Annotated in this window: 25 protein-coding genes; all 25 read right to left on the bottom strand. The window is 38.5% G+C overall.

Annotation, left to right across the window (positions count from 1 at the left end):
• Positions 1 to 63: 63 nt before the first annotated feature.
• Complete coding sequence (locus FA707_RS00415; protein WP_136952370.1) at positions 64 to 714, bottom strand: adenylate kinase; 651 nt, start codon at positions 712 to 714, stop codon at positions 64 to 66.
• Positions 715 to 774: 60 nt separating this feature from the next.
• Positions 775 to 2,073, bottom strand: a complete 1,299-nt coding sequence (secY, locus tag FA707_RS00410; protein WP_136952369.1) for a preprotein translocase subunit SecY — start codon at positions 2,071 to 2,073, stop codon at positions 775 to 777.
• Positions 2,073 to 2,513 carry a 50S ribosomal protein L15 gene (gene rplO / locus FA707_RS00405; protein WP_135253791.1) on the bottom strand — a complete coding sequence of 147 codons (441 nt, stop codon included), beginning with the start codon at positions 2,511 to 2,513 and terminating at the stop codon, positions 2,073 to 2,075. Before rplO ends, secY begins: the two co-directional genes overlap by 1 nt.
• Before the next feature lie 39 nt (positions 2,514 to 2,552).
• Positions 2,553 to 2,732: a 50S ribosomal protein L30 gene (rpmD, locus tag FA707_RS00400; RefSeq protein ID WP_136952368.1), complete on the bottom strand. Its 180-nt coding sequence runs from the start codon at positions 2,730 to 2,732 to the stop codon at positions 2,553 to 2,555.
• A 13-nt stretch (positions 2,733 to 2,745) separates the two neighbouring features.
• Positions 2,746 to 3,246 (bottom strand): 30S ribosomal protein S5, encoded by a 501-nt coding sequence (gene rpsE, locus FA707_RS00395; RefSeq protein ID WP_136952367.1) that lies wholly within the window; start codon positions 3,244 to 3,246, stop codon positions 2,746 to 2,748.
• A 20-nt stretch (positions 3,247 to 3,266) separates the two neighbouring features.
• Positions 3,267 to 3,623, bottom strand: coding sequence for a 50S ribosomal protein L18 (rplR, locus tag FA707_RS00390; RefSeq protein WP_136954133.1), 357 nt, complete (start codon positions 3,621 to 3,623; stop codon positions 3,267 to 3,269).
• Between the two features lie 37 nt (positions 3,624 to 3,660).
• Complete coding sequence (gene rplF / locus FA707_RS00385; RefSeq protein ID WP_136952366.1) at positions 3,661 to 4,197, bottom strand: 50S ribosomal protein L6; 537 nt, start codon at positions 4,195 to 4,197, stop codon at positions 3,661 to 3,663.
• Positions 4,198 to 4,227: 30 nt separating this feature from the next.
• Positions 4,228 to 4,626, bottom strand: coding sequence for a 30S ribosomal protein S8 (rpsH, locus tag FA707_RS00380; protein WP_135253796.1), 399 nt, complete (start codon positions 4,624 to 4,626; stop codon positions 4,228 to 4,230).
• A 36-nt stretch (positions 4,627 to 4,662) separates the two neighbouring features.
• Entirely contained in the window at positions 4,663 to 4,848 is a 186-nt protein-coding gene (locus FA707_RS00375) for a type Z 30S ribosomal protein S14 (protein WP_016184192.1), read from the bottom strand.
• An 18-nt stretch (positions 4,849 to 4,866) separates the two neighbouring features.
• Positions 4,867 to 5,406 carry a 50S ribosomal protein L5 gene (gene rplE / locus FA707_RS00370; protein WP_136952365.1) on the bottom strand — a complete coding sequence of 180 codons (540 nt, stop codon included), beginning with the start codon at positions 5,404 to 5,406 and terminating at the stop codon, positions 4,867 to 4,869.
• Positions 5,407 to 5,433: 27 nt separating this feature from the next.
• On the bottom strand, positions 5,434 to 5,745 hold the full coding sequence (gene rplX, locus FA707_RS00365) for a 50S ribosomal protein L24 (protein WP_135253798.1): 312 nt from the start codon (positions 5,743 to 5,745) through the stop codon (positions 5,434 to 5,436).
• A gap of 32 nt (positions 5,746 to 5,777) precedes the next feature.
• On the bottom strand, positions 5,778 to 6,146 hold the full coding sequence (gene rplN, locus FA707_RS00360; RefSeq protein ID WP_135253799.1) for a 50S ribosomal protein L14: 369 nt from the start codon (positions 6,144 to 6,146) through the stop codon (positions 5,778 to 5,780).
• Between the two features lie 51 nt (positions 6,147 to 6,197).
• The gene (gene rpsQ, locus FA707_RS00355; protein ID WP_135253800.1) at positions 6,198 to 6,461 is read right to left on the bottom strand and encodes a 30S ribosomal protein S17; all 264 of its coding nucleotides are present in this window, start codon (positions 6,459 to 6,461) and stop codon (positions 6,198 to 6,200) included.
• 21 nt (positions 6,462 to 6,482) lie between these two features.
• Entirely contained in the window at positions 6,483 to 6,674 is a 192-nt protein-coding gene (rpmC, locus tag FA707_RS00350) for a 50S ribosomal protein L29 (RefSeq protein WP_135253801.1), read from the bottom strand.
• Complete coding sequence (gene rplP / locus FA707_RS00345) at positions 6,664 to 7,098, bottom strand: 50S ribosomal protein L16 (RefSeq protein ID WP_135253802.1); 435 nt, start codon at positions 7,096 to 7,098, stop codon at positions 6,664 to 6,666. The genes rpmC and rplP overlap by 11 nt, the downstream gene beginning before the upstream one ends.
• 2 nt (positions 7,099 to 7,100) lie before the next feature.
• Positions 7,101 to 7,757, bottom strand: a complete 657-nt coding sequence (gene rpsC, locus FA707_RS00340; RefSeq protein ID WP_135253803.1) for a 30S ribosomal protein S3 — start codon at positions 7,755 to 7,757, stop codon at positions 7,101 to 7,103.
• Positions 7,758 to 7,769: 12 nt separating this feature from the next.
• Positions 7,770 to 8,117, bottom strand: a complete 348-nt coding sequence (gene rplV, locus FA707_RS00335; protein ID WP_136952364.1) for a 50S ribosomal protein L22 — start codon at positions 8,115 to 8,117, stop codon at positions 7,770 to 7,772.
• 22 nt (positions 8,118 to 8,139) lie between these two features.
• Positions 8,140 to 8,418 (bottom strand): 30S ribosomal protein S19, encoded by a 279-nt coding sequence (gene rpsS, locus FA707_RS00330; protein ID WP_136952363.1) that lies wholly within the window; start codon positions 8,416 to 8,418, stop codon positions 8,140 to 8,142.
• A 41-nt stretch (positions 8,419 to 8,459) separates the two neighbouring features.
• Positions 8,460 to 9,290, bottom strand: a complete 831-nt coding sequence (gene rplB, locus FA707_RS00325; RefSeq protein WP_136952362.1) for a 50S ribosomal protein L2 — start codon at positions 9,288 to 9,290, stop codon at positions 8,460 to 8,462.
• Positions 9,291 to 9,334: 44 nt separating this feature from the next.
• On the bottom strand, positions 9,335 to 9,622 hold the full coding sequence (locus tag FA707_RS00320) for a 50S ribosomal protein L23 (RefSeq protein ID WP_136952361.1): 288 nt from the start codon (positions 9,620 to 9,622) through the stop codon (positions 9,335 to 9,337).
• Positions 9,622 to 10,245: a 50S ribosomal protein L4 gene (gene rplD, locus FA707_RS00315; protein WP_136952360.1), complete on the bottom strand. Its 624-nt coding sequence runs from the start codon at positions 10,243 to 10,245 to the stop codon at positions 9,622 to 9,624. The genes FA707_RS00320 and rplD overlap by 1 nt, the downstream gene beginning before the upstream one ends.
• A 26-nt stretch (positions 10,246 to 10,271) precedes the next feature.
• Positions 10,272 to 10,904: a 50S ribosomal protein L3 gene (gene rplC, locus FA707_RS00310; protein ID WP_135253809.1), complete on the bottom strand. Its 633-nt coding sequence runs from the start codon at positions 10,902 to 10,904 to the stop codon at positions 10,272 to 10,274.
• Positions 10,905 to 10,929: 25 nt separating this feature from the next.
• Entirely contained in the window at positions 10,930 to 11,238 is a 309-nt protein-coding gene (gene rpsJ, locus FA707_RS00305) for a 30S ribosomal protein S10 (protein ID WP_136952359.1), read from the bottom strand.
• A gap of 225 nt (positions 11,239 to 11,463) precedes the next feature.
• Positions 11,464 to 12,246: a hypothetical protein gene (locus tag FA707_RS00300; RefSeq protein WP_136952358.1), complete on the bottom strand. Its 783-nt coding sequence runs from the start codon at positions 12,244 to 12,246 to the stop codon at positions 11,464 to 11,466.
• Between the two features lie 141 nt (positions 12,247 to 12,387).
• Positions 12,388 to 13,575 carry an elongation factor Tu gene (gene tuf, locus FA707_RS00295; protein WP_136952357.1) on the bottom strand — a complete coding sequence of 396 codons (1,188 nt, stop codon included), beginning with the start codon at positions 13,573 to 13,575 and terminating at the stop codon, positions 12,388 to 12,390.
• Between the last annotated feature and the right edge of the window lie 60 nt (positions 13,576 to 13,635).

Here is a 13,635-nt window from a genome sequence, read left to right as displayed (position 1 = left end):
GGGCAAATTGACCTAATTTAACTCACAAGCATTCAAGTGTTTTCTCTTTCGGGCTTGAAGTTATTAAATGTTGTCGATGATTGTTTTAACATCTTCGAATACAACATCAATATCACGATTTCCATCGATAGTATGTAGAAGGCCGTTTTCTTTGTAGTATGCCAAAATTGGCGCGCTATCTTTAATATTAACCGCCAAACGATTTTTAACCACTTCTGGTTTATCGTCTTCGCGTTGGTAGAAATTGTGTCCACCACAACGATCGCAAGTATCTTCTACTTTAGGCATGTGGTTAAGTTTATGATAAGTTGCACCGCAATCTTTACACATAAAGCGTCCAGCTAGACGGTCGATTAAGACGTCTTCTTCAACATGAATTTCGATAACAGCATCTATCTTTTTGCCTAAATCTGTTAGAATTTCTTCTAACGCACTGCTTTGATCAAATGTACGTGGGAAACCATCTAGTAAAAAGCCCTTTTCAGTGTCTTGTTCAGCTAGACGTTCTTTCACGATACCATTTGTGACTTCGTCTGGTACAAGGTTGCCTGCATCAATATATGACTTAGCTAATTTTCCAAGTTCAGTACCATTTTTCATTGCCGCACGGAACATATCTCCAGTAGAAATATGTGGAATGTGGTAAGTGTCGATGATACGTTCTGCTTGAGTACCTTTTCCAGCACCGGGTAACCCCATAATAAGAATGTTCATTGGTTGATCCTCCTAGTAAGTTCGAGGCAGTGCTGAAGAATACTCTCCAGCACTTCGCTCTTACTCCACGATGAAGCCTGTATATTGGCGTTTCATCAATAAACCTTCCAATTGTTTAGCTGTTTCTAAAGCAACCCCAATCACGATTAACAAACTTGTTCCTCCCAAACCGATAGCGGCTGGTAAGTCAAAGACGTTTTGCGCAAGAATTGGAATTAAAGCAACAGCGGCTAAGAAAATAGCACCGGCAACACTCAAATGTTTTAACACGTTTGAAATGTATTCTTCAGTACCTTTCCCGGGACGCACACTTGGAATGTAACTACCTTGTTTTTGTAAATTCTCTGCCACTTTCTCAGGGTTTACTTGCACGAAAGCATAGAAGAAAGTGAAGGCTACGATAAGAATACCGTAAATAGTGCCACCTAAAGGCGTACTATAGTCAAACACTTGTCTTAATATTTCATACCAAGTTTCGCCACCTTTTGAGTTAGCAAACAACGATAAAATTTGACCTGGTGTCGTAATCAATGAACTAGCAAAGATTACTGGGATCACACCAGCTGCATTTACCTTCAACGGTAGGTAACTACTTTGTGGAGCTCCAGCAACTCTCTTTGTATATTGAATCGGCAATTTACGCTCTGCTTGGTTAAAGTATGTAACAAACGTCACGATTAATAAAATTGCTAATAATAATAAAACAACAAAAATCACGGATTTCCATAAGTTTTCTGACTTAACGTTAATAAAGTAATCTTCAATAATTGATTTAATTCCTTTTGGCACACGAGAGATAATACCGGCAAAGATAATCATTGAAACACCGTTTCCGATTCCTTTTTCAGTAATTTGTTCTCCCAACCAAGTAACTAACATTGTACCGGCTGTTAAGATGATACCAATCACGATATAAGTCTTTAGACCTTTCTCGATTAAGAAACTGCGACCCGCAAATTGGTTAAATCCAGCAGTTAACATGATAGATTGCATGAATCCCATGAATAACGTTAAATAACGTGTTGCTTGATTTAATTTACGACGGCCAACTTCTCCTTGCTTAGACCACTCGACAAACTTCGGCACGATGTCCATTTGAAGTAATTGAATAATAATTGAAGAAGTAATATATGGAGAAACTCCCATTGCGAACAATGAGAAATTTTCCATAGCACTACCACTTACTGTATTAATCATGTTAAATAATGGATTTGAACTTAGTTTTGCTAATGCTTTAACATCCACTCCTGGAACCGTTATATGAGCTCCTAGTCGAAAAGCGAACAGAATGAACAACGTAAATAGAATTCTACTACGAATGCTTTTTTCCTTAAACGCACTTTTCAATAGTTTAAACATTAGATCACCTCGATTGATCCACCAGCTGCTTCGATAGCTTCTTGAGCAGCTTTAGAGAATTTAGCAGCTTTCACTGTTAATTTCTTAGTTAAAGAACCGTTAGCTAATACTTTGATACCAGCTTTTTCATCTTTAACAATACCAGCTTCAACTAAGATTGCAGGAGTAACTTCTGCTCCGTTTTCGAATTTTTCTAAAACGTCTAAGTTGATTACAGCGTATTCTTTACGGTTAATGTTTGTGAATCCACGTTTTGGTAAGCGTTGGAATAATGGTGTTTGACCACCTTCAAATCCTAAACGAACGCCACCGCCTGAACGAGCTTTTTGACCTTTTTGACCTCTACCAGCTGTTTTACCATTACCAGATGAAGTTCCGCGTCCAACTCTGTTACGTACGTGTCTTGATCCTTCTGAAGGTTGTAATTCATGAAGTTTCATACTTGGGCACCTCCTTATTTGTAGTCTAACTTTTAAATATTAAACTTCTTCAACGTCCACTAAATGTGAAACAGTTCTAACCATACCTTTGATTGCTTCGTTAGCAGGCTTAACTACTGAGCTGTTAGTTTTACCTAAGCCCAAAGCTTTAACTGTATCACGTTGGTTTTGAGGACGTCCGATAACGCTGCGTTTTAAAGTAATTTTTAATTCTGACATTACCATGTCCTCCTTATCCGATGATATCTTCTACAGTTTTGCCACGTAATTCAGCAACTTCTTCAACACGTTTTAAGCGAGACATTCCTTCGATTGTCGCACGAATAACGTTAATTGGAGTGTTTGAACCTAATGATTTAGATGTTACATCAGCAACACCTGCAAGTTCTAAGACGGCACGAACTGGGCCACCAGCAGCAACTCCAGAACCGGCTACAGCAGGTTTCATTAAGATGCGTCCACCACCAAAGCTTCCAATTACTTCATGAGGAAGGGTAGAACCTACCATTGGTACTTCAATTAAGTTTTTCTTAGCGTCTTCAATCGCTTTACGGATTGCTTCAGGTACTTCTTGTGCTTTACCAGTACCGAAACCTACGTGTCCGTTTCTATCTCCAACTACTACTAATGCAGCAAAACGTAAACGACGTCCACCTTTTACAACCTTAGTAACACGGTTGATAGCTACAACGCGGTCTTCTAATTCCAAACCTTTTGGATCGATATAAACCATGAATGGTAATCCTCCTTTTCCTAAAATTCTAGTCCATTTTCACGTGCTGCTTCAGCTAGTGCTGCAACACGGCCATGGTAAAGGTAACCACCACGGTCGAAGACTACTTTTTTATTTCCTTTTGCAACTGCGCGTTCAGCAACTAATTTACCAACTGCGGCAGCTTGTTCAACTTTAGTTCCACCTGAAATTTCTTTATCTAAGGTAGAGGCACTTGCTAGCGTCACACCCGCTACGTCATCAATTAATTGAGCGTAGATGTTAGCGTTCGAACGGAACACATTTAAGCGTGGGCACTCAGCAGTACCAGAAATGTTTTTTCTTACACGTTTATGTCTTTTCAGACGTGTTTTATTTTTATCTGGTTTAGAAATCACAATTGTCACCTCTTTAATTTATTTTTTGCGGTTAAGACTATTTACCAGTCTTACCTTCTTTACGTCGTACAAATTCACCAACATAGCAAATTCCTTTACCTTTATAAGGTTCTGGAGGACGTACTCCACGGATGTTAGCAGCTAATTCACCAACGTGTTCTTTGTTAGCACCTTTAACTACAACTTTTGTATTTGAAGGAACTTCAATTGTAATTCCTTCTTGAGCTTCAAACTCAACTGGATGAGAGTATCCAACGTTCAATACAAGTTTTGATCCTTGCATTTGTGCACGGTACCCAACCCCGATAAGTTCTAATTCTTTAGCAAAACCTTCACTTACACCTGTCACCATGTTGAATAGGTTAGAACGCATTGTTCCGTGTAATGAACGGTTTTCTTTAGCATCGTTTTCACGAGTTAAAGTAATTTCATTTCCTTCGATATTGATTGCGATTTGGCTAGCAAATTCGCGGCTCAATTCACCTTTAGGACCTTTAACAGTCACAACGTTTCCGTTTTGTTCAACTGTTACGCCTGCAGGAATGATTATTGATTTATTACCAATACGGCTCACTCAAGACACCTCCTTATATACTTTTACTGATTACCAAACGTAAGCTAATACTTCGCCACCAATTTTACGTTGTCTAGCTTCTTTATCAGTGATTACACCTTCTGAAGTAGAAATGATTGCGATACCTAGTCCGTTTAATACTTTAGGAACTTCATCAGCTTTAACATAAGCTCTTAGTCCTGGTTTTGAAATACGTTTTAAGTTTGTAATAACACGCTCTTCGTTACGACCATATTTTAAGAAAACACGGATAACGCCTTGCTTGTCATCTTCGATGTATTCAACATCGCGGATGAATCCTTCGTTTTTAAGGATGTTCGCGATATCAAGTTTGATTTTAGATGCAGGAACTTCTAACATTTCATGTTTAACCATGTTAGCATTACGAATGCGCGTTAGTAAGTCTGCGATTGGATCTGTCATGACCATTGAATTATGTACCTCCTTCTATGCGGGATTATAGGTTTACCAGCTAGCTTTCTTCACGCCGGGAATTTGTCCTTTATAGGCAAGTTCGCGGAAGCAAATACGGCAAAGTTTAAATTTGCGATAAACTGAATGTGGACGACCACAACGTTCACAACGAGTGTACTCTTGAGTAGAGAATTTAGCTGGACGTTTGTTTTTAGCAATCATTGATTTTTTAGCCACGTAGTTCGCCTCCTTTTATTATTTTTGGAATGGCATTCCAAGTTGTGTTAACAATTCACGTGATTCTTCGTCAGTGTTAGCAGTTGTAACGATAACGATATCCATACCACGTACTTTATCTACTAAATCGTAGTCTACTTCAGGGAAGATTAATTGTTCTTTAACACCTAAAGTGTAGTTACCACGACCGTCGAATGATTTAGTGCTTACACCATGGAAGTCACGTACACGAGGTAAAGAAACAGTTACTAATTTATCTAAGAATTCGTACATTCTTTCGCCACGTAAAGTTACTTTACAGCCGATAGGCATACCTTCACGTAATCTAAATCCAGCAATTGATTTCTTTGCCTTCGTAATAACAGGTTTTTGACCTGAAATTAACGTTAATTCTTCCACAGCTTTATCTAAAGTTTTTGTGTTAGATACAGCTTCACCTACACCCATGTTGATAACGATTTTCTCAACTTTTGGTGTTTGCATGATTGAGCTATAATTGAATTTCTCCATTAAAGCAGGAGTTACTTCGTTTAAATATTTTTCTTTTAGGCGGTTCATTTCCGTCGGTCCCTCCTTTCGTTACTATTACTTATCTAAAACTTCTCCAGTTTTCTTAGAAACGCGTACTTTTTTACCGTCTACCTCTTTGTGGCCAACACGAGTTGCTTCGCCAGTAGTTGGGTCAACCACCATTACGTTTGATACGTGAATTGGTGCCTCAGTTTCGATAATTCCACCTTGAGGAGCAGTAGCACTAGGCTTTTGGTGTTTCTTAACCATGTTGATTCCTTCAACGATGACTTGATCTTTTTTAGGGAACGCAGTTAATACTACGCCTTCTTTGTTTTTGTCTTTACCAGTGATAACTTTTACTTTATCGCCTTTTTTAACAAACATATTGTCTCGCACCTCCTTTAACTAACATGTAATTATAATACTTCTGGTGCTAATGAAATAATTTTCATGAAGTTACTATCACGTAATTCACGAGCAACAGGTCCAAAGATACGAGTTCCACGTGGGCTCTTATCGTCACGGATAATTACACATGCATTTTCATCAAATTTAATATATGAACCGTCAGCACGACGAGCTCCTGATTTTGTTCTTACGATTACAGCTTTGACAACTTCACCTTTTTTAACAACTCCACCTGGCGTAGCACTTTTAACGGTAGCAACGATGATGTCACCGATGTTAGCGTTGTTACGGCCTGAACCACCAAGAACACGAATTGTTAAGACTTCTTTAGCACCTGAGTTGTCAGCTACTTTCAAACGACTTTCTGTTTGGATCACTATAGTATCCTCCTTTCAGATTTAAACTTACAATCTATAGGAAAATCTCGATTAAATGATAACCGCTTCTTCAACTACCTCTAATAAACGGAAACGTTTAGTAGCAGATAATGGACGAGTTTCCATAATTTTCACGATATCTCCAACTTTTGCAACATTGTTTTCATCGTGTGCTTTGTATTTCTTAGAATATTTAACACGTTTACCGTATACTTTGTGTGTTTTTCTTGTTTCGACAACAACTGTAATAGTTTTGTCCATTTTATCTGAAACAACACGGCCTTGATAAACTTTACGTTCATTTCTTTCAGTCATACGTATGGCCTCCTTCCACTATTACTTAACTTCTTGCTCACGCAAAACAGTTTTAATGCGGGCAATCGATTGACGTACTTTTTTAATACGTGATGTATCTTCTAATTGACCAGTAGCTAATTGGAATCTTAAGTTGAATAATTCTTCTTTAAATTCTTTTTCTTTAGCTTGTAATTCAGCAGTGGTTAATTCTTTGATTTCATTAGCCTTCATTCGATTCACCACCCATTTCTTCGCGTTTTACAATTTTAGTTTTCACTGGTAATTTGTGAGAAGCTAAACGTAATGCTTCACGTGCTACTTCTTCTGATACACCAGCGATTTCAAACATGATTTTACCACGTTTAACAGGTGCTACCCAACCTTCAGGTGCCCCTTTACCTTTACCCATACGAACTCCGATAGCTTTAGAAGTGTATGATTTGTGAGGGAAAATTTTGATCCATACTTTCCCTCCACGTTTCATATGACGAGTCATCGCAATACGAGCCGCTTCGATTTGACGGTTTGTAATCCATTTAGAATCAACCGCTTGTAAACCATATTCACCAAAAGTTACTTCTTTACCACCTTTGGCTTCACCACGCATTTTCCCACGGAATTCACGACGGTGTTTTACACGTTTAGGTACTAACATGTTTATTTCCCTCCTTTCTCAGTGTTTTTAACTCCTGGAAGGATTTCTCCACGGTAGATCCAAACTTTAACGCCTAATTTACCGTAAGTTGTGTCTGCTTCTTCCCATGCGTAGTCAATATCTGCACGCAATGTGTGTAAAGGAACAGTTCCTTCTGAGTAACCTTCTGAACGAGCGATATCAGCTCCGTTTAAACGACCAGAAACCATAGTTTTGATCCCTTGAGCTCCAGCTCTCATTGTACGTTGGATTGCTTGTTTTTGAGCACGACGGAAAGCAACACGGTTTTCTAATTGACGTGCAATTCCTTCGCCGACTAATTTAGCATCCAAGTCAGGTTTTTTAATTTCTACAATGTTAATATGCACTCTCTTACCAGTTAATGCATTTAATTCTTTACGTAACTTCTCAACCTCTGATCCGCCTTTACCAATTACCATACCTGGTTTAGCTGTATGGATTGATACGTTAACGCGGTTTGCAGCGCGTTCGATTTCAATTGTTGAAACTGCGGCATCAGCTAGGTTTTTCGCAATATACTTGCGGATGTTTAAGTCTTCGTGTAAGTATTCTGCGTATTCTTTTTCGGCATACCATTTAGCATCCCAGTCGCGAATAATGCCAACACGCATTCCTATTGGATGTACTTTTTGACCCACTGAATGTCCCTCCTATTTCTCAGTCACTACTACTGTAATATGACTTGTTCTTTTGTTGATTGGTGAAGCTGAACCTTTCGCACGTGGACGGAAACGTTTCATCGTTGGTCCTTCGTTAACAAATGCTTCAGATACTACCAATTTTTCAACATCTAAATCAAAGTTGTTTTCTGCATTAGCTACAGCAGACATTAATACTTTTTCAATTAGACCAGCTGCTTTGTTTGGAGTGTATTTCAAGATTGAAATAGCTTCCGCAACGCTTTTACCTCTAATTAAGTCGATCACTAAACGTGATTTACGAGGTGAAGTGCGTACTGTTTTAGCAGTTGCTCTTGCTGAAGTAATTTGTTCTGTCATTTGCAATTCCTCCCCTCAATAATTAGCGGCCTGTTTTTTTATCGTCAGCGGCGTGACCTTTGTATGTTCTTGTTGGTGCAAATTCACCTAATTTGTGCCCAACCATGTCTTCTTGAATGTAAACTGGCACATGTTTTCTACCATCATAAACTGCGATAGTTAACCCTACAAAGTTAGGGAAGATTGTAGAACGACGTGACCAAGTTTTGATTACTTGTTTTTTCTCTGAATCTTTTTGCTCTAATACTTTTTTCATTAAATGATCATCGCAAAAAGGTCCTTTCTTCAAACTACGTCCCATGGTGAACCTCCTCTCAAAATTTACGGTTAGTTATAACCTAATTATTTTGTTTTACGACGACGAACGATTAACTTATCATTCTTATTTTTCTTACGAGTTTTGTAACCCAATGTAGGTTTGCCCCATGGCGTCATTGGTGATGGACGTCCAATTGGTGCTTTACCTTCACCACCACCGTGTGGGTGATCGTTAGGGTTCATTACGCTACCACGTACTGTTGGGCGTTTACGCATCCAACGGCTACGTCCAGCTTTACCGATGTTTACTAATTCATGTTGCTCGTTACCTACAGAACCGATTGTCGCACGACAAGTTCCTAGGATCATACGAACTTCACCAGAGTTTAAGCGGATTAATACGTATTTGCCTTCTTTACCTAAAACTTGCGCTTTAGTACCAGCAGAACGGATTAATTGTCCACCTTTACCAGGTTTAGTTTCAATGTTATGGATTACAGTACCTACAGGGATGTTAGCTAATGGTAACGCGTTACCAACTTTAATATCCGCTTCTGGTCCAGAAACTAATTTGTCTCCTACTTGTAGTCCTTTTGGAGCTAAGATGTATGCTTTCACACCATCTTCATAGTGAACTAACGCAATGTTAGCTGTTCTATTTGGATCGTATTCAATAGTTTTAACTGTTGCTACGACGTTATCTTTATTACGTTTGAAGTCAATCAAACGGTATTGACGTTTGTGTCCTCCACCTTGGTGGCGTACAGTGATACGTCCCATGTTGTTACGACCAGCGTTGTTTTTAGATGATTGTAACAATGTTTTTTCTGGTTTATTAGTTGTAATATCAGAAAAATCTAGGGATGTCATGTTACGACGACCATTCGTGGTTGGTTTGTAGTGTTTAATGCCCACGTTAAATTCCCTCCTACTTAAAAATGAGTAGCTATTTTAGTTGCTTATTCAGCACTAAATAATTCGATATCTTTTGAATCTTTAGTTAGAGTCACGATTGCTTTACGGCGTTTGCTAGTATAACCAGCGTAGCGACCCATACGTTTGAATTTAGGTTTAACATTCATGATGTTAACTTTTTCAACTTTTACACCAAATACTGATTCAACAGCTTGTTTAACTAATGTTTTGTTAGCACGAGTATCTACATCAAATGTGTATTTTTTCTCGTCCATAGCAAGCATTGAAGCTTCAGTAATAACTGGTTTTTTAATTAAGTCATGTAATTCCATTATACAAGTACCTCCTCTAATTGAGTAAGAGCGGCTTGAGTAATTAACATTTTGTTGTTAGATACTACATCTAAAACAGATACGTTATCAGCAGAAACTACAGAAACATTTGGTAAGTTACGAGCTGATAAAGCTGCGAAATCATTTCCGCTTTCTAAAACTACTAATACTTTTGTAGATACCTCTAAATTAGCTAAAACTTCTTTGAAGTTTTTAGTTTTTGGTGCGTCAAATGTTAATCCATCTACTACCACCAAATTATTTTCAGCAACTTTTTCAGATAATACTGAGCGAATTGCTAAGCGACGAACTTTTTTAGGAAGTTTGTAGCTGTATGAACGTGGTGTTGGTCCGAATACAACGCCACCTCCACGCCATTGTGGTGAGCGGATTGATCCTTGACGTGCACGACCAGTTCCTTTTTGGCGCCATGGCTTACGGCCACCACCGCGGACTGCGCTACGATTTTTAACTGCGTGTGTTCCTTGTCTTAAAGAAGCACGTTGCATGATGATTGCATCGAATACGACACTTTCATTTGGTTCGATACCGAAAATAGCGTCGTTTAATTCGATTTCACCATTTTTAGTACCATCTTGTTTGAATAATGCTACAGTAGTCATTCCTTAGTTCCTCCTTCCTTCAACAATTATTTAGCAGACTTAACTGCTTGCTGGATTTGAACTAATGATTTCTTAGAACCTGGTACATTACCTTTGATTAAGATAACGTTTTTCTCAACGTCAACACGTACAATTTCAAGGTTTTGAATTGTCACGCGGTCGCCACCCATTTGACCAGCTAATTTTTTATTTTTAAATACGCGGTTCGGATCTACAGGACCCATTGAACCAGGACGACGGTGATATCTAGAACCATGACTCATTGGTCCACGAGCTTGTCCATGGCGTTTGATAACCCCTTGGAAACCTTTACCCTTAGTGGTACCAGTAACGTCTACGATATCTCCAGCTTGGAAAACATCCACTTTAATTTCTTGTCCTACTTCGTATTCTCCTAGCTCAACATCAGTAAATTCTTTAATGAAGCGCTTAGGAGTTGCACTTGCTTTTGCAACATGACCCATAGCAGGTTTGTTTGATAAAACTTCACGTTTGTCTTGGAAACCAACCTGAATAGCTTCGTAACCGTCTGTTTCGTTTGTTTTAACTTGTAAAACAACGTTAGCAGCCGCTTCGATAACTGTTACAGGGATTAGCTCACCGTTCTCAGTAAAGATTTGTGTCATACCTACTTTTGTTCCTAAGATTCCTTTGGTCATGATTACACCTCCATCATCTTATTTTTTATAGTTTGATCTCAATATTTACACCGCTTGGTAAGTCTAGCTTCATTAAAGCATCAACTGTTTTTGGTGTTGGATTCACAATGTCAATTAAACGTTTGTGAGTTCGCATTTCAAATTGTTCACGAGAATCTTTGTACTTATGTGTCGCACGGATTACTGTGTATAGAGAACGCTCTGTTGGCAATGGAATTGGTCCAGAAATGTCTGCCCCAGTTCTTTTTGCTGTTTCAACGATTTTCTCCGCCGCTTGATCTAAGATACGGTGTTCATACGCTTTTAAACGAATACGAATTTTTTGCTTTGCCATATTTTTCCCTCCTTCGCCTACTTTAAAATTAGACATAGCTCCACGAAAATATCCGATACGACCTTCCATGGCAACTCTTCCGGGCGTGTCGCAACCTTTCGCTTCCCAGCCTGAAGGCTTTCTTCGAATAGCCCCCTGTGTCGTGATTGTCTATGCACAACACTTCTAATAGTATACAAAAAAAAAAGCCTGCATGCAAGCTTTTTTTGATTATTTTTTTAATTTTTATTGCAACCATGGATAGGCTTCAAGGACTCTTGCTAATTGAGCACGTAAGTAATCTTTAGCTTCACCTTCAGCTAAACCATCCACTACTGCACTCGCATTTGTATAGTCTTCGTATGTAAATTCCATTGATGGTCGAACACCTTCTTCTCCTACTAAAACAGCAACTAATGATTCCGCGTAGGCTTCATCTGTTCCTGGTTCGATTGCAACTGATTCACTATCCGTTTGTTCATTTGTTTCGACTGCTACAGATACTTCTTCGCCTGATAGAATAGCTAATAATGTGGTTTTAAACGCATCGTCAGATAAAGTTTCTTCTATTATATTACGTACACGTTCGATATCCGTTTCATTTGTTTCATCTTTAAAGCTAGCTTCAGTTACTTTATCGCCTTTTAGGACATTATCGTTAAACAAATTGTTAACTTCTTTTAATGCTGCCCACTTAGTTTTAGCATTTTCAACTAACATCAATTGTTCCTCTGAATCTTTAACAACTTTTTTTACTTCGCTAATTTTTTTGTCACTTATCTTTTTAGCAAGATACACGTGCTTATCATTCAAATATAAATCTTCCGCACTTAATTTATTATCTGTATTTTCATTCGTTGTTTTTGTTTGTTTCTCGTTTGTTTTATTTTTTTCGGTAGAGATTGTTTCACCCACGAGATTAGCTGTTAGTTTTTCTGTTTGATCTTTAGAATATTTTACACCAATTACAATTGAGCCCAAAGCAAAAATAGCCGATAATAACAGAATCAGAAAGCTCTTTTTATTCATTTCGAAACCTCCAATTTTTCTTCATTCATTTTATAGGATACCTTATTTATACAGGTGAAACAACTAAAATTTTATTTTTGGAACAAAAAAAAAGCTAGTAGCCGAAGCTACTAGCTTAATAACGTTGTAAGTTAGCAAAGACTAAGCTTTGATTGTTGAAACAACACCTGAACCTACAGTACGTCCACCTTCACGAATTGAGAAACGAGTTCCTTCTTCGATAGCGATTGGGTGGATTAATTCAACGTCGATTGTTACGTTGTCGCCAGGCATAACCATTTCAGTTCCTTCTGGTAACTCGATAACACCTGTAACGTCAGTTGTACGGAAGTAGAATTGAGGACGGTAGTTACCGAAGAATGGAGTATGACGTCCACCTTCTTCTTTGCTCAATACGTATACTTCAGCGTTAAATTTTGTATGTGGAGTAATAGTTCCTGGTTGAGCTAATACTTGACCACGTTGGATATCATCACGTGAAACACCACGTAATAATGCACCGATGTTGTCTCCAGCTTCAGCGTAATCTAATAATTTACGGAACATTTCAACACCAGTAACTGTTGTTTTAGAAGTTTCTTCAGCAATACCGATAACTTCAACTTCGTCACCAACTTTGATTTGTCCACGTTCAACACGTCCTGTCGCAACAGTACCACGACCAGTGATTGAGAACACGTCCTCAACTGGCATCATGAATGGTTTGTCATGGTCACGTTCTGGAGTTGGGATGTAAGCATCAACTTCAGCCATTAATTCTAAGATTTTAGCTTCGTATTCTTCGTCGCCTTCTAAAGCGCGTAAAGCAGAACCAGCTACGATTGGAGTATCGTCACCAGGGAATTCGTATTCTGATAATAAGTCACGAACTTCCATTTCTACTAATTCTAATAATTCTTCGTCATCAACCATATCCATTTTGTTTAAGAAAACAACGATGTATGGTACACCAACGTTACGAGATAATAAGATATGCTCGCGTGTTTGTGGCATTGGGCCGTCAGCAGCAGATACTACTAAGATAGCTCCGTCCATTTGAGCAGCACCTGTGATCATGTTTTTAACATAGTCAGCATGTCCTGGGCAGTCTACGTGAGCGTAGTGACGGTTTTCAGTTTCGTACTCGATGTGAGAAGTAGAAATTGTAATTCCACGTTCTTTTTCTTCTGGAGCGTTATCGATTTCATCGTAACCTTTAGCTTCTCCACCTAAAGCTTTTGCTAATACAGTTGCGATAGCAGCTGATAATGTAGTTTTACCATGGTCAACGTGTCCGATTGTACCAATATTTACATGGGGTTTAGAACGGTCAAATTTTTCTTTAGCCATTTTAATATGTTCCTCCTAATATATATATGTTTTTTTATTCGATAAACCTCCCGCCACACA

The sequence above is a fragment of the Vagococcus zengguangii genome, from assembly GCF_005145005.1.
Lineage (GTDB): Bacteria > Bacillota > Bacilli > Lactobacillales > Vagococcaceae > Vagococcus_A > Vagococcus_A zengguangii.
Note: the sequence above shows the minus strand (reverse complement) of the source record. Positions and strands in the feature narration are given on the sequence as shown.

Bases quoted from the DNA above. Each gene is read 5' to 3' on its own strand.
- rplE (WP_136952365.1), bottom strand. From the start codon at position 5,406: ATGAACCGCCTAAAAGAAAAATATTTAAACGAAGTAACTCCTGCTTTA.
- rpsS (WP_136952363.1), bottom strand. From the start codon at position 8,418: ATGGGACGTAGTTTGAAGAAAGGACCTTTTTGCGATGATCATTTAATG.
- tuf (WP_136952357.1), bottom strand. From the start codon at position 13,575: ATGGCTAAAGAAAAATTTGACCGTTCTAAACCCCATGTAAATATTGGT.
- FA707_RS00300 (WP_136952358.1), bottom strand. From the start codon at position 12,246: ATGAATAAAAAGAGCTTTCTGATTCTGTTATTATCGGCTATTTTTGCT.
- rpsQ (WP_135253800.1), bottom strand. From the start codon at position 6,461: ATGACTGAAAGAAATGAACGTAAAGTTTATCAAGGCCGTGTTGTTTCA.
- rpmC (WP_135253801.1), bottom strand. From the start codon at position 6,674: ATGAAGGCTAATGAAATCAAAGAATTAACCACTGCTGAATTACAAGCT.
- FA707_RS00415 (WP_136952370.1), bottom strand. From the start codon at position 714: ATGAACATTCTTATTATGGGGTTACCCGGTGCTGGAAAAGGTACTCAA.
- rpsH (WP_135253796.1), bottom strand. From the start codon at position 4,626: ATGGTCATGACAGATCCAATCGCAGACTTACTAACGCGCATTCGTAAT.
- rpsJ (WP_136952359.1), bottom strand. From the start codon at position 11,238: ATGGCAAAGCAAAAAATTCGTATTCGTTTAAAAGCGTATGAACACCGT.
- rplC (WP_135253809.1), bottom strand. From the start codon at position 10,904: ATGACCAAAGGAATCTTAGGAACAAAAGTAGGTATGACACAAATCTTT.
- rplD (WP_136952360.1), bottom strand. From the start codon at position 10,245: ATGACTACTGTAGCATTATTCAAACAAGATGGTACTAAAAATGGTGAA.
- rplX (WP_135253798.1), bottom strand. From the start codon at position 5,745: ATGTTTGTTAAAAAAGGCGATAAAGTAAAAGTTATCACTGGTAAAGAC.
- rpsE (WP_136952367.1), bottom strand. From the start codon at position 3,246: ATGGTTTATATCGATCCAAAAGGTTTGGAATTAGAAGACCGCGTTGTA.
- rplP (WP_135253802.1), bottom strand. From the start codon at position 7,098: ATGTTAGTACCTAAACGTGTAAAACACCGTCGTGAATTCCGTGGGAAA.
- secY (WP_136952369.1), bottom strand. From the start codon at position 2,073: ATGTTTAAACTATTGAAAAGTGCGTTTAAGGAAAAAAGCATTCGTAGT.
- rpmD (WP_136952368.1), bottom strand. From the start codon at position 2,732: ATGTCAGAATTAAAAATTACTTTAAAACGCAGCGTTATCGGACGTCCT.
- rplO (WP_135253791.1), bottom strand. From the start codon at position 2,513: ATGAAACTTCATGAATTACAACCTTCAGAAGGATCAAGACACGTACGT.
- rplV (WP_136952364.1), bottom strand. From the start codon at position 8,117: ATGACAGAACAAATTACTTCAGCAAGAGCAACTGCTAAAACAGTACGC.
- FA707_RS00320 (WP_136952361.1), bottom strand. From the start codon at position 9,622: ATGGAATTACATGACTTAATTAAAAAACCAGTTATTACTGAAGCTTCA.